The organism is Streptomyces clavuligerus, assembly GCF_005519465.1.
In the GTDB taxonomy this organism is placed as follows: Bacteria; Actinomycetota; Actinomycetes; order Streptomycetales; family Streptomycetaceae; genus Streptomyces; species Streptomyces clavuligerus.
The window spans coordinates 1,068,111-1,087,283 of the sequence record NZ_CP027859.1 but is presented as its reverse complement, the minus strand read 5'-3'; the positions used below and the strand labels follow the sequence as shown (position 1 = coordinate 1,087,283).

The following is a 19,173-nucleotide window of genomic DNA, read 5'->3' as shown; positions in this document are numbered from 1 at the left end:
TACGGTCCACAGGCCCGCCCTGTGTCCGGAACACCTTCCGGACACAGGGCGGGCCTTCTCGTCCTCCGGCCGCCGGGGTCAGTGCCCGGCGACGGCCCCGGAGAGTTCGTTCGTGGCCTTCGGCAGTGTCACCGACGCGGTCCTGTCGCCCGATGCGAGGTCGACGGCGTGCAGGGCGCGCTTGCCCGGCTCGGAGACATACGCGGTGTGGCCGCGGACGAAGAGGGCGGGGCGGGCCTGCTGCCAGTCGAGCGGTTCCTGCCAGGCGTCCACGACCGGGATCTTCTTCTCGACCTTGCCCGTGGCCGGGTCGATGACGCGGAGGGCGCCGTCGGTGCCGAGGACGAGCGCCTCGCCGTGGGGTCCGCGGCCCAGCGAGCGGAAGGAGTAGCTGGTGCCCAGGTCGACCAGGCGCAGCCGGGCGGTCCTGGTGTCGATCAGGGAGATCCGGGTGGGCCGTTCCAGCTCGGCGTCCGGGTCGGTCTTGTAGTCGCCCAGGAGGACCGGGGACTTGTCGCTGCCCGCCTGGTTGCCGATACGGCCGTAGGTGTCGGGTGCGTCGACCTTGGTGAACTCGCCGTCCTTGTAGATCAGGACGCCGTCCTCGCAGCCGACGGCGACGGCTTCGCCCTGGGCGGCGGCCTCCCCGTGGACACCGGGGCAGTTCTCGCTGCGTGCACGTTCCTTGTTGGCCTTGTCCAGGACGATGGCGCCGGTGCGCTTCTCCTCGGTGCCGAGAGTGGTGAGGAGTTCGCCATTGCTCAGCTCGACAGCGACGCCATGGTGCGGCTCGGCGGCGGTGTAGGTGCGGCCCCGGGGCTTCTCGCCGCCCGCGAGGAGGGCGGGGTCGAAGGCGTTGACCTCGCCGGTGCCATCGCTGAACAGGACCGTCCTGCCCGCGTGCCGTACGACGTGCCCGGGCTTCGCGCCCTCGTAGGCGATGTCGGTGAACGCCGTGCGGCGGGCGTCCAGGAGCCGGAAGCCGGTGCTGGTGGAGACGAAGACATGGGAGTCGTCGCCCGCGGGGTTGACCCGGTTGAAGCCGGGCAGTCCGATCGTCGCGGCGCGCTTCAGGCTCTTGCCGTCCAGGATGTACAGGCCGCCGTCGAAGGTGGCGACGAGCGGGTCCTTGACGTCCGCCGCTCCGGCGGTCCTGGCCGCCGCGGACGCCCCGGCCGCTCCGTCGTCGGACGGGGAGCCGTCCTCTCCCGCGCAGGCGGTGAGGGCCAGGGAGACCGTGAGGGCGAGGGCCGCTCCGACGGCGGTACTGGTGCGTATCGATGTGATCACTGTATGTGTTCCTCTGTGGTCGGGTGAAGACATATGGCGGGTGGAGAGACATATGGGTGTACAGATGTCGGGTGCCGGGTGCCGTACGGGCCGCTGGACGGCGGGGGTACGGGGCGGCGGGGGCGGCGCCTCAGTGGCGCGCCGGGTCAGCCGTCCGCCGGGGCGGGGGGTGTGGGGCCGCCGGTCAGACCGGCGGTGATGGCGGTCGCGTTGGCGCGCATCATCTCCAGATAGGTGCCCGCGCCCTTGCCCTTCTCGCTCAAGGACTCGGAGTGCAGTTCCATGACGCCCACCCGGCCGCCCAGTTCCGCGCGCAGCACCTCGGCCAGCCGCTTGGGCTGCGAGGAGTCGGCGAACACCGTCCGTACCCCGGCCTCGCGCACGGCCTCGGTGAGCGAGCGCAGATCGGACGAGCTGGGCGAGGCCAGCGTGGTGCCGCTGGGGACGACCGCGCCGATGACCCGGAAGCCGAAGCGTTCGGCGAGATAGCCGAAGACATGGTGGTTGGTGACCAGTGCGCGCTGGTGCTCCGGTATGCGGCCGAAGGACTTCTCCATCCAGGTGGTGAGGTCGGCGAGCCGCCCGTCGTACCGGGCGGCGTTGGCCCGGACCGCCTTCTCGTCCACACCGGCCACGTTCTCGACGACCCGGTCGGCGATGAGCCGGGCGGCCTTGCGCACCCGGTCCGGGTCGGTCCAGAAGTGCGGGTCGGGCCGTCCGGCCGCCGCGCCGGGGCCGCCGTCGTCGGGCGCCCGGAAGGTGAGCGGGCCGACCGCCTCGCCGACCTCGAAGGTCTCGACGCCGGACGACCGCGCGGCGTCCACGTGCCGCAGGACGTTCTCCTCCAGCCCCAGTCCGTTGAAGACCACGAGGTCGGCGCGTTCCAGCTCGGCGGCCTGCACGGCCGACAGGCCGAAGGAGTGCGGGTCGGCGTTGGGTTTCATCAGCACCGTGACCTCGGCCTGGTCGCCGACGATCTCCCGAGTGACATCGCCGAGGATATTGGTCGTCACTACGACCCGGGGCCGGTCCTCGTCGCCGCCCGCGCAGGCGGTGGCGGTGGCGGCCAGGACGAGGGTGAGCAGCGCGGACAGCAGGCGCCAGCGCAGGCGGCGCAGCCGCGCACCCGGCCGCATCGGTATCGGTATCGGCGGCTTGTTCATCGGCCCGTCTCCACCATCAGGACGGGCTTCATGCCGACGTCGAGGGTACGGGCGAGACGCAGGCGGTCGTTGTAGTCGATCTCGTGGACACGGCTGCCCGCCGGGTCGTTGACATAGGCCCGGCTGCGGTCGACCTCGACGACGGGGCCGGTGCCGCCGCCGTCCGGGGCGCCGGTCAGCAGCCGCTCCGTCCTGGACACCCGTGCGCCGGTGGCGATGTCGTAGCCGTGCAGGGCTCCGTCGTTCTGGAGGACGAGGAGCGGCGAGCCCTCGCCCGCGGTGTTGACGGCGACGACGGGCCCGGTCCGCACCCGGGTCCAGGTGCGCGCGCCGACGTCCAGCGCCCAGACGGCCCGGTCCCCGGAGGGCGCCGTGAGCGTGTCGCTCCCCGGCCGGTGCCGGAAGGAGACGGCCCGTTCCGCCGTGGGCACTTCGGTACGGTACGGAATCCGCACGGCAGTGAACCCTCCCCCACTCCCGCCCTTGTCGCCTTTCCCGTCCTTCGTGGCCCGCTGGATCAGCAAGGCACCATCGGCGCATCCGAACACGACACCGCGCCGGGTGACGGCGTCGCCCCTGGGGTCGGCGCACGGCGCGTCCGGGGCCTCGGCGCGCTTGCCCGCACGGTCGTACACCGCGACCTTCGGTGTCCCGGTCCCGTCGTCGTCGAGGGTCAGCAGATGGTCTGCGTAGGGGACGACGGCGGCCCGGTGCACTCCGGTGAGTGCGAGTGGCCGGGCAGCCGTGTCCGCGTTCTTCCGCTGTCCGGTCCCGGTCTTCTCCAGCTTCTCCAGCTCGGTGCGGCGGTGGACGGAGGCCCGGCCGTCGGCTCCGGTCACGGCGGTCACGGCGGCGTCGCCGCGGACATATCGGGCGCCCGCTCCGCCGGGCAGACGGCCGAGGTCGCGGATGGCCGCGCGGTAGTAGTGCGCGTGGTCGCCGTGGTCCACCGTCCAGGCGCCGCTGTCGAGGGCGTGCAGGCCGTCGGCGGAGTGGAGATAGCCGAACCGGCCGTCCGTGCCGAGGGCGGTGGCGCCGTCGGACCGGGGTGCCCGGTGCACCTTCCCGGTGACCAGGTCGAGGACCCGGGTGTCGCCGGTGCCGGGGTCGTTGAGCATCAGCCGGGGCTGTGGCTCGGCCGCCTCCTGCGCCCCTTCGACGTATCCGTGCGGGGCGGCGGAGGCCGGGGGGCCCGGCTTCGCGCCGGAGGTCTCGCCGTCCTGCCCGGTGCAGCCCGTGGTGAGCAGGGTGAGGGCGGTGAGTGCGGCGGCCGACGCCCAGGCGGTGGCGTTCAGTGCCCCGGGGCCGGTATCCGGCGCCGCAGAGTGGACGTTTCTTCGAACAAGCAAGGACACCATGCTCCGCTCTCTTTCGGTCAGTGGTCGCGCGGTCGGCCGGTGGCGGCGGCGCCGGGGCGGGGTCCGGGGCCGGACAGGGAAGCGACGCCCGCCGCCGGGGTGCCCGGAGCGCGACCGTGGGCGGACCGGCGGGCACGTCGGCGCCCGCGGATGCCGGATGCCAGGTGGGAGAGGAAGAACAGGCCCACCGCGAGCGCCGAGACGGTCGCCCCGGCGGCGGTGCTCAGATGCCAGGACAGCAGCAGACCGAGGAAGGTGGCGGTCATTCCGATTGCCGCCGCGAGCGCCATCACCCCCCGTACCCCGCGCGCCCAGGGCAGCGCCGCCGCGGGCGGTGCGATGAGCAGGCCCAGGACCAGCAGTGTTCCCACGATGTGGAAGGAGGCGACGATGGCCAGGGCGAGCAGCCCCAGCAGCGCCGCGTGGGCCAGGCGGGGGCGGAGGCCGAGTGTCGCCGCCTTGCGCGGGTCGAACGTCAGGGCGAGGAAGGCCCGGTGTCCGAGGAGCGACACGGCCAGCGCCACCAGCAGGGCCACGCCCAGCAGGAACAGATCCTGTTCCCGGACGGCGAGGACGTCGCCGAAGAGGATTCCGGTGAGGTCCACCGCGAAGGACTGCGACCGCGAGACGACGATGACACCGAGCGACAGCATTCCGACGAAGAGCAGACCGATCCGGGTGTCCTGGGACAGCCGTGGCCCGCGGCCGAGCACGGTCACTCCCGCCGTCATGACGGCCGCGCTCACCACCGCCCCCACCAGCAGATTCCCACCCAGGAGCGCGGCGATCGCGACTCCGGGCAGCAGTCCGTGCGACATCGCGTCCCCGAGGAAGGCCATCCCCCGCAGCACCACCCAGGTTCCCGCCAGGGCGCAGATCGCCGACACCAGTACTCCGCCCCACAGGGCCCGTTGCACAAAGGCCACCTCGAAAGGGCCTGTCAACCACTCCATGACGAGCACACTACAATGAAAATCATGTTCAAAACACACTTCTCCCCATCCGCCGCCGATGACGGCCCGGCCTTCCGCATCCGGCTCTCGGGGCTGTCCGCGGGCTACCCGGGCCGACCGGTGCTCCACCAACTCGACGCAGAGATACCGGCGTTGGCCGCCACGGCGCTGGTCGGCCCCAACGGCAGCGGAAAGTCCACCCTGCTCGGCGTTCTGGCCGGAGTGATCCGGCCCACAGCGGGCGAGCTGCACAGCGCGGGCCACCGGCCGCCCGCCTTCGTCCCCCAGCGCGGCGCCGTCGGCGACACGCTTCCCCTGACGGTGCGGCAGACCGTGGAGATGGGCCGGTGGGGCATCCGCGGCCCCTGGCGCCGGCTCACCCGGCACGACCGCGCGGCGGTGGACTCGATCATGGAACGGCTGGGCATCGCCGACCTCGCCCCGCGCCAGCTCGGCGAGGTGTCCGGCGGGCAGCGGCAGCGGGCCCTGATCGCCCAGGGGCTGGCCCAGGAGTCGGACCTCCTCCTGCTGGACGAACCGACCACGGGACTCGACCCCGAGGCCAGGGCGCGCATAGCGGCCCTGCTGACCGAGCTGGTCACCGACGGCGTGACCGTCGTCCAGGCCACTCACGACCTGGACGCCGCGCGCTCGGCCGACGCCTGCCTGGTGCTGTGCGAGGGGCGCCTGACCGGGCAGGGGCACCCCGGGGAACTGCTCACCCCCGAGGCGGTCGCCCGGATGTGGCAGCCCGTGTGAGACCCGCGCGGGATCGATACCCGTGCGGGACCCCGCGTGCGGCCCCGTTCGGGACACGGGCCGCGCCGCTCCCCACCGGCCGGAGGCATCCACCGGTTCCCCGCCCACGGCGACGGCGGCGCGCACCAACCCCGCGCGCCCCACCGGTACGCCCGCACACCGGTGGGGCGATGCCGTACCAGGGCGGCGGCAGGGCATGACATACACATACAGGCCATCGTCGGCCGAGTGGACACAGAAGCGTTTTTGTCCAGTTCTCATTCTGGTGATGCCTGGTCACGGAGTGTCATGATCCGGGCTGTCGAAAACCGTCGGCCCACGGGTGCCGTGGGCACAACCACCGTTCCGGCCCGGCGGCGGTCGACGGGGTGCCGAGTGTGTGCCGGGCGTGCCCGGCCGAGTGAAAGGTAGTGTCCGTTGACGGATTCCGAGCGCAAGCCCCAGCCTGCGACGCAGTTGACGAAGGACCTGAACGACGCGATCGCCGTTCCGCCGTGGGTGGCCGATCCGGAGCGGCGGCTCGCCGCCAAGGGGCAGTTGGTGCCGTTGCCGGACGACTTCACGGTCTACAAGGCCGGGACCAAGGTGCCGATCTGGCGGCTGGAGCCGTACCAGTTCCTGAACACCGAGAAGACGGCGCCCGACACGGTCAATCCGAGCCTGTGGCGCAACGCGCGGCTGAACATGTACACGGGCCTGTTCGAGGTCGTGAAGGACGCGGTCTACCAGGTCCGGGGCATGGACCTGTCGAACATCTCCTTCCTGGAGGACCCCACCGGCCGCTCCAAGAAGATCGTGGTGGTGGACCCGCTGGTCAGCGAGGAGTGTGCGACGGCGGCGCTCAAGCTCTACCGCGATAACCGCGGTGAGGACCGCGTCATCACCGCGGTGCTCTTCACCCACTCCCACATCGACCACTACGGCGGTGTGCTGGGGCTGTTCGAGGACGGCACAGTGCCGGACGGCGTGGAGATCATCGCGCCGGACGGGTTCCTGGAGCACGCGATCAGCGAGAACGTCTACGCCGGGAACCCGATGCAGCGCCGGGCGCTGTTCATGTACGGGGCGCTGCTGGAGCGCTCGGCGAAGGGGCAGGTCGACGCGGGTCTGGGCAAGACCAACTCCACGGGGACTTCGGGGGTGCTGGCCCCGACGTTCAACGTCACCTCGGACATTGCGCAGAAGGGGCAGGTGCACCGCTTCGGGCCGGTGCGGATGGAGTTCCAGCTCACTCCGGGCACCGAGGCCCCGTCGGAGATGAACTTCTACCTCCCCGACATCGACACGGTGTGCATGGCGGAGAACGCCACCCCCACCCTGCACAACCTGTACTCCCTGCGCGGGGCACAGGTCCGCGACGCGAAGGCGTGGTCGGAGTATCTGCGGCAGTCCGTGGAGTGGTACGGGGACCGTTCGAAGGTGCTGTTCGCCTCCCACTTCTGGCCCCGCTGGAACACCAAGGAGGACCCGGACGCGATCGTCTCGTTCCTCACCAGCCAGGCGGACCTGTACCGCTACCTGCATGACCAGGCGCTGCGGCAGGCCAACCACGGCCGCACCATCATCGAGATCGCCGAGGACCTCGACTCCAATGTGCCCCTGGGTCTGGCCGACCGATGGTTCAACCGGGGCTACTACGGCACCGTCAACCACAATCTCAAGGCCGTCTACCAGCGCTATCTGGGCTGGTACGACGGCAACGCCGCCCATCTGCACACCCTGCCGCCGGAGGAGGCCGGCCACCGGTACGTCGAAGCCATCGGCGGCGCGGACAAGGTCGTGGCCCTCGCCCGGCAGGCGTACGAGAACGCGCAGGACGCGACCGGCTACCGGTGGGCGGCGGAACTGCTGAGCCACGCCGTCTTCGCCGACCCGAACAACCGCGACGCCCGCACGTTGGAGGCCGACGTCCTCGAACAGCTCGGCTACCAGGCCGAGAGCGGCCCTTGGCGCAACTTCTACCTCGCCGCCGCCCATGAACTGCGCACCCCCGGCAACGGCGTCCCGCCCGGCACCCCGTCCCAGCAGATCATCACCCCCGCCGTGCTCGCCGCGATGCCGCTGGACATGCTGTTCGACTACGTCGGCATCCGTCTCAACGGCCCCGACGCCGCCGAGACCGTGCTCACGATCGGCCTCACGGTCACCGGCGGGCTCGCCACCGACCCCGACCAGGTCACCGTCCAGGTCCGCACCGGCGTCCTCGTCTACACCCCCACGGCCGCCGACGCGGACACCGCCGACGCCACGTACACCATCACCCGCGACGGCCTCAACAACCTCGCCGTCGGCAAAACCACCCCCGACGAACTGGCCACCAACGGCGAGCTCATCATCGACACCGGCACCATCGAACCGTTCGACACCCTCAACAACCTGTTGGACACCTTCGACTACTGGTTCGGCCTGACCCTCCCGTAGGCCCGGAGCGTGTCGATCCGATCCCGCCGTCCTCTCCTGTGAGGAGTCTCCGTATGAGTGTCGTCGTCATCGTGACCGACAGCAGCTTCGGCAACGACGTCCTGAAGGCCAAGCTCCCGGTCCTCGTCGCCTTCCGCGCCGAGTGGAGCGGTGTCTGCCGGGCGCTGGATCCCGTTCTCGCGGACATCGCCAAGGACTTCGGCGGCCGTCTGGTCGTGGCGCGGCTCGACATCGACGAGAGCCCGCAGACGGGACCCCGGTACAACGTCACCGCCATTCCCACGCTGCATGTGTTCAAGGGCGGCGCGATCGTCGCCACCCGGGTCGGGCCCGCCAGCAAGGCGAATGTGGCGGAACTGGTCAAGCCCCATCTCTGATCGTGCTCCTGGAGCGGGATCGGACCCTGTGCCCGTGCGGCACGGTCCGGTCCCGCTCGTTTTTCCGTCCCTACCGTGCGGCGGGGAGGTCCGGCCCGCCCGGCTCGCGCGAAGGACCGTCAGGTAGCAGTGCATTGGGCATATGACCGGACGATGTGCGGTTCGGGACTCCTGACTCAGGGCGCAGGCACCCGGCCCGGGGGACGGCAGGACCATGGCACTCATGCGGGCGAGTCAGCCACTTCAGGTAACAGGCGTCACTCTCTTGCCTCACTGCGGGGAGAAGAGTACACCGTACTCTTGGCGCGGTCTTAGCGCTTGGCCCATGCTTGACGCAATCCTGGCATGGGCATGGAAACTCGGTAGTCAGCCTGCTGTAATCCGCCTCGTTCCTGCCCGACGACGCCGGAGGTGTGCTCATGCCCGAGCGAGTTGACCGTTTCCCCGTGGACCAGAGGGACCTGCGGTGGGTGCCGGAGGGCGCCGTCGGCGCCTGTCCCGCGTCACGGCTCCAGACGGGCGTTCTCTACCACAACGTCAAGGGGGACGCCCATGTCTACCACGACGTCCTGAGCTGCACCGTCGAGCACGCGCCCGGCACCGGGTGCCTGGACGAGACGGCCTTCCGCTCCGCCCTCACCTCACTCGTCGCGGCCCATCCGGTGCTCCGTACCGGCTTTGTCGTGGAGGGAGCGGGCAGCCCGCTGCACGTGCTGCACCCCGAGGCGGAGATCGACTGCGCGTTCTTCGACGTGCGGGACGAGGGCCCGGTGGCGGTGGAGCGGTGGGTGACCGCCGAGCGGGCGGCCCCGTTCGACATCACGGTCCCGGGCCTGCTCCGGGTCGCCGTCCACCGCACGGGGGAACGGCGGTCGGTCGTGTCCCTCTCCTACCATCACGCCCTCCTGGACACCCGCTCCGCGGCTGCCCTGGCCGCCGAACTGCTGAGCCGGGCCACCGGATCGGAACCCGCCGTACGCACGGAGGTGGACGCCTCGCCCGCGCACCTCGCCCTGGAGCGCGCGGCCGAGCGCTCCGCCGACCAGCGCGCCTACTGGGCGGATGTCCTGGAGGGCATCGAGCCCACGGAGATCCCGCTCCCGGGCCGCCCGCCCGGACGGCCGACGACGGCGGAAGCGGAAGCCTCCGTCCCCGTCCCGCCCGAGTTATCCGAGGGCATCCGCGCCCTGGCCGCCCGTACGGGTGTCACCTCCCGGAGCGTCCACGCAGCCGCCCATCTCGCGCTGCTCTCCTATGTGTCCGGCGAGCCGGACGTCGTGACAGGTCTGGTCGCCGACCTGCCGCCCGAGACCGGAGAGCTGGGCTTCTTCGTCAACATCCTGCCCTGCCGACTCGACGTCGGCCGCCGTGCCTGGCAGGACCTGATACAGGCCGTGGCGGACGCCGAGGAGGCCGCGCGGCCCCACAGCCGCTACCCCTTCGCCCTCATCGAGGCGGACGCGGGGGCCCGGTTCTGCGCCACCGAGTTCGCCCATACGGAACTCCCCGACATGGACCCGCCGCCCGCGACGGGTGTCCGTGTCACCGGCGTCCACCTGCACGAGCGAACCGACTACTTCCATCTGCTGGTGTCCGTTCTGGAGCAGCCCTCGACCGGCCGTACGCGGGTCACGCTGCACTACCCGCCCGCCCTGATCTCCTCCGAACAGGCCGAGCACTACGCCGAGTTGTACGGGCGGCTGTTGCGGCACGCCGTCGGGGCGCCCGACGAACCGGCCGTCGACGCGCTCGGGCACTGGTCCGAGCAGCAGGGGCTGACGGCCCGCGCGGCCACCGGGGAGACCACCAGGGGCGGTGGCACCCCCGTTCTCGCGGAGATCGTCCGCAGGCTGCGGTCCGCGCCGGACACCGACATCGTCCAGGAGTACGCGGGTCGCCGGGAGACCGCTCATGGCCTCGCCGTCCGCGTGAGCCGTGCCCGCCGGGCCCTGCTCGCCGCGGACGCGGGCCCCGGTCGCCGGGTCGCCTGCTTCCTGGAACGGGGCGCCGATCCGCTCGTCGCCCTGCTCGCGGTGTGGAGCGTCGGGGCCTCGTACGTCCCGATCGACCCGGCCCTCCCGCCGGACCGGCAGCGCGCCCTGCTCGCCCTCGTCGGCTGCGCCGCCGCCCTGCGCTCCCCGGGGGTCCCTCCCGACGCCCGTGTGTGGGAGGGGCCCGAGGCCGTCCTGACCACCGCCCCGGCGACCGCCGCGCGGGTCGGGCCCGGCCCGGACGACCGGCCCATCGGCGCCGACGGCCCGGCCTCCGTCCCGGACGGCCAGAACGGCCACGACGACTGGACCGCCGAGCTGGGGAGCTGGACCGTCCCCGCGCCGGACAGCGAGGCGTATGTCCTGTTCACCTCCGGTTCGACCGGCCGGCCCAAGGCGGTGAGCATGCCGCACCGCGGCGTCGCCAACCTGGTGTCCTGGCAGCTCGCCGAGCCCGAGTTCGCACGTCCCCGGCGGGTGAGCCAGTTCGCCGCGCTCTCCTTCGACGTGTCCGTCCAGGAAATGGCCTGTGCCGCCGCGTCGGGCAGCACCCTGGTGGTGATACCGGACGCGGTACGCCGCAACCCGGAGGAACTTCTCGGTTTCCTCGGCCATGAGCTGATCGAGGTGGCGTTCCTGCCGGTCGCCGCGGTGCATCAGCTCACCGTCGCCTGGGAGGCGTTCGGTATCACCCCCGGGCGGCTGCGGTATGTCGTCACCGCGGGCGAGGCCCTTGTCGTGACCGGCTCCGTCCGCGGTTTCTGCCAGGCCGTCGGCGCGGAGCTGATCAACCAGTACGGCCCCACCGAGACCCATGTCACCCTGTGCCACCGCCTCGGCCCCGATCCGGCCGCCTGGCCGCACCGCCCGCCGATCGGGCACGCCATCCACAACACCACCCTGCGCATCCTCGACCCGCTGGGACGGCCCGTCCCCCGGGGCACCCCGGGGGAACTCCACATCGGCGGAGCGAGCGTCGCCGACGGATACGCGGACGCGGGCGGGACGGACCCGCTGACCGCCGAGCGGTTCACCCACGACGCGGCCGGGGGCGGCCGCTCGTACCGGACCGGGGACATCGTGCGGGTCAGGGAGGAGGACGGCGCGGTCGTGTTCGTCGGGCGCGCCGACGAACAGACGAAGATACGCGGCCACCGGGTGGAGCCCGCCGAGGTGGCGACCGTGCTCCTGCGCCACCCGGGCGTACGGCACTGTGCCGTCCGGGCCCTGCCGGTCGGCGGCGCCGGGCTGGATCTGGTGGCGTTCGTCGAACCCTCCGCGCCGGGGCTGACCGCCGAACAACTGCGGGAGCATCTGCGGGAGGCCCTCCCCGAGTACGCCGTGCCCGCCCATGTCGAGATCCTCGACCGGCTGCCGCTCACCCGCAGCGGCAAGATCGACAGCCGGGCGCTGCGGATCACCGCCCGGCCCGCGCACGAGGCGGCCACGGCCGCGCCCCACCCCGTCGGAGCGGTCGAGGCACAGGTGCTGCGCGTGTGGGAGGAGGTGCTGGGCCGTCCGGTGACCTCACCCCGGCTCACCTTCTTCGCCGCGGGCGGCAACTCACTGCTGCTCATGCGGCTCTACCTCGGGCTGCGTACCGCTTTCGGCATCGAGTTCCCCCTGCATGAGCTGTTCCGGCACACCACGGCCGCCGCGTTCGCGGAGTTCGTCCGGGAACGGGAGACGGCGACGGGAGCGGAGGCAGGGGCGGGGACAGGGCCAGAAGCGGAAGCGGGGACGGGTCCCGGGACCGGTGCGGCGCGCGGACGGGGCGGCCACGGACCGACGCACGAGGACGCCGACGTCACGGCCGTGCACCGGACGCAGGACGGCACGCGGCCCATGGACATCGCCGTCGTCGGCATGTCCTGCCGCTTCCCCGGCGCACCGGACGTGGACGCGTTCTGGCGCCTGATCCGCGAGGGCACCGACAACGTCACCTTCTTCAGCGAGGAGGAACTGCGCGGCGCCCGGGTGCCCGGGCCGCTGCTCGCCGATCCGGACTACGTCAGGGCGGGGCGGCCGCTGGAGCACCCGGGCGCCTTCGACGCGGCGTTCTTCGGGATCTCCCCGCGCGAGGCCGAGCTGACGGACCCCCAGGCACGGCTGTTCCTGGAGCTGTGCTGGCTCGCGCTGGAGGACGCGGGCCACGATCCGGCCCGGTACCCCGGACAGATCGGCGTCTTCGCGACCTCCGCACGGGACACCTACTTCCGCAACAACGTCCTGCCGACGCTCGGCGCCGCCGCACGCCAGGACGGGTCGGTCCTGGGGCTCCAGGCCGACATCGGGAACCTCGGCGACTATCTGGCGACCCGGGTCAGCTACCGGCTGGGGCTGCGCGGCCCCGGCGTCACCGCGCAGACCGCCTGCTCCTCCGGGCTCGTCGTCGTGCATCTGGCCTGCCAGTCCCTGCTGACCGGCGAATCCGACATGGCCCTCGCCGGCGGGGTCGCCGTCAACGCGCAGCACGGGAGCGGCTATGTCCACGAGGAGGGGTCGATCACCTCGTCCGACGGGCGCTGCCGGCCGTTCGACGCGGCAGCGGGCGGGACCGTGTTCGGCGACGGCGGCGGTGTCGTCCTGCTCAAGAGGGTCGCGGACGCGCTGGCGGACGGCGACCGGATCATCGCCGTGATCAAGGGCACCGCCATCAACAACGACGGCTCCGACAAGATGACCTACTCCGCTCCCGGCGTCGACGGCCAGGCCCGTGCCATCGCCCGGGCGCAGCGGATCGCGGGGGTCGACCCGCGCACCATCGGATTCGTCGAAGCCCACGGCACCGGCACACCGCTCGGCGACCCGATCGAGATCGCCGCCCTGACGGCCGCGTTCGGTCTCGGCCCCGTGGAGCGGCCGTTCTGCGCCATCGGTTCGGTGAAGGGCCAGATCGGGCATCTCACCACGGCGGCGGGCACGGCGGGTCTCATCAAGGCGCTCCTCGCCGTCGAACGGGGTCTGATCCCGGCGGCGGTCCATGTGGACGAGCCCAGCCCGCATGTGCCCTTCGCGGGCTCCCCGTTCTATCTGCCGCGTGAGCCGCGGCCGTGGGACGGAACGCGGCGGGCGGGTGTCAGCTCCTTCGGTGTGGGCGGCACCAACGCGCACGCGGTGATCGAGCAGGCGCCGGACCGCGCGGGGCATCTGGCGCCCGGCGCGGCCGACGCCGGGGGGACGGCCGGTTCCGTGCCCCGCGACGAGCTGTATGTCCTGTCCGCCCGTACCATCACGGCGCTCGACGCGCAGCGCACCCGGCTCAGCGCCCACCTCCACACCCACGACGGTCTCACCCCCGCCGCGGTGGCCCACACCCTGGCCCGGGGCCGGGCCGCCTTCCCGTACCGGATGGCGGTGGCCGCCGGAAGCACCGGCGAGGCGGCGGCCCGGCTGGCCGCCGCCCCGCTCCCGGAGTCCCCCGCCACGGGCACGGGTCTGCCGGTGGTGTTCGCCTTCCCGGGCCAGGGCGCCCAGTACGAGGGCATGGGCCGCGCCCTCTACAAGGGGGACGTCACCTTCCGTACCGAGGTCGACCGCTGCGCGGAGATCATCCGCTCGCTGACCGGGCAGGACGTACGCGAGGTCATGTTCGGTCCGGTGGCGGGGCGGGCGGCGGGCGCGGGACCGGGGGCTCCCTGGAAGACGCGTTGGGCCCAGCTCGCCCTGTTCACCATGGAGTACTCCGTCGCCCGCGCGGTGCTCGCGGCCGGTGTGGCACCGGCCGCGATGCTCGGCCACAGTGTGGGCGAGTACGCGGCGGCCTGCGTCGCCGGGGTGTTCCCCCTGGCCGACGCCCTGCGGATCGTCGAGGCCCGTGGGCGGTTGATGGGGTCCACCCCGCCCGGGGCGATGACGGCGGTCTGCGTCGGCGAGGCCGAGCTGCGTGAACTCCTGCCGCCCGAGCTGGACATCGCGGCGTTCAACGCGCCGGACCGGTGCGCGGTCTCCGGCGCGCCGGACGCCGTCGGACGCTTCGAGGACGCGCTCACCGTCGCCGGGGTCGCGCACACCCGGCTGCGCACCTCGCACGCGTTCCACTCCCGGTCGATGGACGCGGTGCTCGACGAGTTCCGTGAGGTGGTCGCGGGCACCCGGCGGGAACGGCCCACCCGTCGGATGGCCGCGACCGCGACCGGGACCTGGGCCGATCCCGACCAGCTCACCGACCCCGAGTACTGGGTGCGGCAGACCCGTGACCCGGTGCGGTTCATGGACGCTCTGGCCACGGTCGTCAGGGATCTGGGCCCCGTGGTCCTGCTGGAGGCGGGCCCCGGGCGCGGCCTGACCGCCATGGCCCGCAGAACCCTGCGGCAGGGCACGGCGCCCGGCGGCACGGCGCGGTGGCAGGGTACGGCGCGGAACGGTGGCACCGCAGCGCCGGGGGACGGCACCGCGGCCCTGCCCGCCCTGGCGCCGTGGAGCCCGACCGTCGACGCCGCGTCCGCCCTGGATGTGGTGGGCGGCCTGTGGACGAGGGGCGGCCATGTGGACTGGGACCGCTGTTTCGCCGGGCGTTCCCCGCGCCGGGTGCCGCTGCCCGGCTATCCCTTCGAGCGGGCGACGTACTGGATCGACCCGCCGGAGCCGCCGCCGCACGCGCCCTTGGCCACCGGCCGGCCCCTCGCGGAAGGGGCCGTCAGGGACCGGTCGGCCATCGGCGGGACGGCCACCGGCGGAGCCGCCGCGGGCGGGACGGTCGTGGGCGGGACGGCCGCGGACAGAGCGATCACCGGCGGGACAGCCACCGGCAGAGCCGCCACCGACAGGGCAGCCACCAACGGGACAGCCACCGGCGGAGCCGTCACGGACAGGGCCCTCACCTGCGGAGCGGTCACCGGCGGGGGCGCGCCCCAGGCCCCTGACCGCGAGGCCCGCGGCTGGCTCCAGACACCGCGCTGGTCACCGGCGCCGCTGCCGGAGGAACCGGCGCGGCGGCGCGCCCGCCGGGTCCTGGCGCTGGTCCCGGCGGACGGCCTGGGCATCGGCGAGGCGCTGACGGCCCGCGGCCACGAGACCGTCGCGGTCCCGTGGTCCGTGCCGACCGGCACCGGGCCGTCCACCGGCGGTGCCCCGGCCTCCGCTCCCGCCGCCCCGGCTGCCGCCGCCGTCCCGACGCGGATCGGCCCCGGTGACGCGGACGGCCTCGACCGGCTTCTCGAACGGGTGCGGGACGAGCCCCCCTTCGACTCCGTCGTCTGCGCGTGGGGACTCGCCCCGGCCGACCCGGACGCCACACTCGGTGAACGCGCCGACGCTGTCGTCGAGAGCTTCCTGCCCCTGCTGCGGATCGTCGCCGCGGTGGCACAGCGCGAACGGTCCGCGCCCCTGGACGTCCTCCTCGTCACCCGTGGCCGCCACCACACCGACCCGGCGGACGGTACGGAACAGCGTCCCGAACTCGCGCTGCTCGACGGCGCGGCCAAGGTGATCCCCCACGAGTATCCGCACGTCCGGCTGGCCGAGGTCGACCTCGACCCGGTCGCGGACCCCGGCGCGCGGATCGCCGCCGAACTCGACGGCCTGGTCCCCAACAGCGTCATCGCCCACCGCGACGGCACGCGATACGCCCTCGGGCACGAGCCCGTTCCGGCCCCGCTGCCCGCGCCCACCGCTACCCCCACCGCTGCCCCCGTCCCCGTCCCCGTCCCGGGGGAAGCCGAGCCCCTGTGGACGGACGGCGGCACCTATCTGATCACCGGCGGGCTCGGCGGCATCGGCCTCGCGCTGGCCGAGGACGCCGCGCGGACGGCCGGGGATGTGCGGCTCGTCCTCACCCACCGGGCCCCGCTGCCCCCGCGCCACCTCTGGCGCGACCGCGCCGCCGACCCGTCGACCCCGCCCGGACTGCGCGCCCGACTGGCCGCGCTCGGCCGGATCGCGGCATCGGGGGCCTCGGTGGTGTGCGTACGGGCCGATGTCTGCGACGAGGAGGCGATGGGCCGGGTCCGCGCGGAGCACGGTCCCTTCGACGGCGTCGCCCACTGCGCCGGTGTCCCCGGCGGACGGCTCATCGAGGCGATGGACGACGGGCATCTGCGCCGGGTCCTCGCCCCGAAGCTCCGCGGCACCCTCGTCCTGGACGGGGCGGTCGCCGACGACGCCACCCGCTGGCTGATCCTGTGCTCGTCGATGGTCGCGGTCTTCGGTGGCCTCGGCCAGGCGGACTACACGGGGGCCAGCGCCTTCCTCGACGCGTTCGCCCGTGCCCGCACCGCGCGCGGACGGCGTACCCTCTCGCTGAACTTCGACGCGTGGAGCGAGGCGGGAATGGCGGTCGACGCGGCGCGCGCGGCGGGCGGCGGACCGGAGGTGTACGGGCAGCATCTGCCCGTCGACGACCCGGTGTTCACCACCGAGAGCGTGCACGCGTCCTCGGTCGAGTACCGGGGCACCCTGGGCCGGGACGAGAACACCGCCTGGCTGGTACGGGACCACCGCGCCGGTGCCGACGGTCTGCTGCCGGGTTCCGCCGCCGTCGAGTTCCTGCGGGCGGCCGGTGCCCGCAGACTGGGCACCGAACGCCTGGAGATCCTCGGACTGGACATCCTGGCGCCGCTGACCGTGCCGATGGGTACGGCGGCCGAGTTCGCGGTACGGCTCGAAGAGACGGCACCGCCGTCCGGACAGCCCGCCGCCGCGGAGCCGGTGCCCGAACTGGAGGCCGCCCTCCGCGCCCGCGCCACCTCCGACGGGCCCTGGACGACCTACGCCCAGGCCCGCGTCAGGCCCCTGCCCGCCAAGGCCCCGGTCCCGTCCGCGCCCCGCCCCGAACACACAGACAGCACAGACCACACAGATCACCCAGGCAGCACAGACGACACGGGCAGCACAGGGCGTGTCGGCGCCTCCCTCCGCTCCGGCGTGCTCGTCTTCGGCCCCCGGTGGCAGAACATCCGCCGAGTGAGCCGCACGGGCCCCCGTGAAGCCCTCATCACCTGTGAACTCGACGCCCCGTTCACCCCGGACACCGAACGGTTCGCCCTGCATCCGGCGCTGCTCGACAACGCGGCGGGCGAACCGTTCTGGGACGGCGAGCACGACGACCACCTGCCCGTCTCCTATGAGCGGATCGCGGTGTACGGGCGGCTGGGCCCCCGGGTCCACGGCCGGGTGCGGGGGCACGAGGACCCGGACCCCGATGCCCCGGCGGTCCGCATCGACAGCCTGATCACGGACGACGAGGGCCGCGCCCTGGTCGCGATCAGCGGATACACCCTGCGGCGGGAGACCAGCGGCCGTCGCCGTGCCGACCGGGGCGGTACCGGACCGGACGCACACCCCACCGGCGCCCGCCCCAATGTGCGCCTCGTCAGCACCGAACCCGCCGACCTCGACTCCCTCCGCTTCGTACCAGGACCGCGGGTCGCACCCGGACCCGGCGATGTGGAAGTGGAGGTCCGGGCGACGGGTCTCAACTTCAAGGAGGTGCTGACGGCCACGGGCATGCTCGACGCCGACACCCCCGACCACGCCTACGGCCTCGAAGCGGCCGGGACCGTCACCGCCGTCGGCGCGGAGGTCTGCGGGGTGTCCGTCGGCGATCGTGTGATGGTGATGGGCGCGGAGTGCTTCTCCCGGTATGTCACCGTCCCCGCGCGGCTCGCGCACCCGGTCCCGGACGGCATGGCCTTCGCCGAGGCGGCCTCCCTGCCCGTCGCCTACGCCACCGCGTACGACTGCCTGGTGCGCCGGGCCCGCCTCCGCCGCGGCGAACGGGTGCTGATCCACGCCGCGACGGGCGGCGTCGGCCTCGCCGCCGTCCAGGTCGCCCAGCGGCTGGGCGCCGAGATCCACGCGACGGCGGGCTCCCCGGAGAAACGTGCCTACCTCACCGGTCTCGGCATCGCGAAGGTCATGGACTCGCGCACCCTCGACTTCCAGCGGGAGACCGTCGAAGCGGGTGGCGTCGACGTCGTCCTCAACTCCCTGGCGGGTGACCGCATCACGGCCGGTCTGCGCACGCTGCGCCCGAACGGCCGGTTCGTCGAGATCGGCAAGCGGGACGTCGCCTCGGGCACCGCGCTCGACCTGCGGCTGCTGGAACAGGGAGCGACCTTCAGCGTCTACTACCCGGATGTGTACGGCACCGACTTCGCGGAGTGCTGGGCCGAGGTGTCCGCGCTGCTGCGCACCGGCGCCCTGCCCGCGCTGCCGGTCCGCGCGTTCCCGGAAACCGAGGTGACGGAGGCGTTCCGGTACATGTCCCGGGCACGCCACATCGGAAAGATCGTGGTCACTCGGCCCGGTGCGGACGGGACGGCCGCCGGGCGCCCGGGCGGAGGGGGGCTCATCCCGCTCGGTGACGGCATCACCAACGCGATCGGCGTGCGGGCCGTCCATGACGCCTTCGCCCTGGCCCGGCCCCAGGTCCTGGTCAGCCGGCGCGGCGCCGCCGCACGCGAGGACGACTTCCTCGTCGCGGAACAGATCCTCGACCGCCGGCCGTCCGCATCCGCGCAGCACCGGCCCCCGCTGCCGTACGACTGCGTCACACCGAACGGCGCGACGGAGGAGGCCCTGGCCGCGATCTGGTCCGACCTCCTCGGGCTCGACCGCGTCGGCCGTGAGGACCGCTTCCCCGACCTGGGCGGGGATTCCCTGGCGGCCACCCAGATCGTGGCGGCGGTACGCAAACGGTACGGCGTGCGGGTCTCACCCGCCGACATCCTGGACGGACGCCCGCTGCACGCACTGGCCGCCTTCATCGACACACACCGCACCACCGGCTGAGCCCCGCTCCCAGCAGGACAGGCGAAGGCGTCCGACCACCGCACACCCGGTCGGACGCCTTCGCGCCGCATGAGGTGCCGTCGGCGGAAGGCCGAAGGGCGTTCCGGGCGGAACGGCGGTCGCCGCGG

General features: G+C 73.1%; 8 protein-coding genes. 4 read left to right on the top strand and 4 right to left on the bottom strand.

What is annotated here, in order from left to right:
- Positions 1-78: 78 nt before the first annotated feature.
- From aztD to aztB, 4 genes are all read right to left on the bottom strand, one after another.
- Positions 79-1,290, bottom strand: a complete 1,212-nt coding sequence (gene aztD, locus CRV15_RS32980) for a zinc metallochaperone AztD (RefSeq protein WP_009999412.1) — start codon at positions 1,288-1,290, stop codon at positions 79-81.
- Between the two features lie 146 nt (positions 1,291-1,436).
- Positions 1,437-2,453: a zinc ABC transporter substrate-binding protein AztC gene (gene aztC / locus CRV15_RS32975; protein ID WP_003963403.1), complete on the bottom strand. Its 1,017-nt coding sequence runs from the start codon at positions 2,451-2,453 to the stop codon at positions 1,437-1,439.
- Positions 2,450-3,811 (bottom strand): hypothetical protein, encoded by a 1,362-nt coding sequence (locus CRV15_RS32970; RefSeq protein WP_003952949.1) that lies wholly within the window; start codon positions 3,809-3,811, stop codon positions 2,450-2,452. The genes aztC and CRV15_RS32970 overlap by 4 nt, the downstream gene beginning before the upstream one ends.
- Positions 3,812-3,828: 17 nt before the next feature.
- Complete coding sequence (gene aztB / locus CRV15_RS32965; protein ID WP_003952948.1) at positions 3,829-4,764, bottom strand: zinc ABC transporter permease AztB; 936 nt, start codon at positions 4,762-4,764, stop codon at positions 3,829-3,831.
- Between the two features lie 15 nt (positions 4,765-4,779).
- On the opposite strand from aztB, the gene aztA reads away from it, so the two are divergent.
- From aztA to CRV15_RS32945, 4 genes are all read left to right on the top strand, one after another.
- The gene (aztA, locus tag CRV15_RS32960) at positions 4,780-5,523 is read left to right on the top strand and encodes a zinc ABC transporter ATP-binding protein AztA (RefSeq protein WP_003952947.1); all 744 of its coding nucleotides are present in this window, start codon (positions 4,780-4,782) and stop codon (positions 5,521-5,523) included.
- A 417-nt stretch (positions 5,524-5,940) separates the two neighbouring features.
- Entirely contained in the window at positions 5,941-7,944 is a 2,004-nt protein-coding gene (locus CRV15_RS32955) for an alkyl/aryl-sulfatase (RefSeq protein WP_009999409.1), read from the top strand.
- 53 nt (positions 7,945-7,997) lie between these two features.
- The gene (locus tag CRV15_RS32950) at positions 7,998-8,321 is read left to right on the top strand and encodes a thioredoxin family protein (RefSeq protein ID WP_003952944.1); all 324 of its coding nucleotides are present in this window, start codon (positions 7,998-8,000) and stop codon (positions 8,319-8,321) included.
- A 419-nt stretch (positions 8,322-8,740) separates the two neighbouring features.
- A complete protein-coding gene (locus CRV15_RS32945) occupies positions 8,741-19,045 on the top strand; it encodes a hybrid non-ribosomal peptide synthetase/type I polyketide synthase (RefSeq protein WP_106432074.1) in 10,305 nt (3,434 codons plus the stop codon).
- The last annotated feature ends 128 nt before the right edge of the window (positions 19,046-19,173 follow it).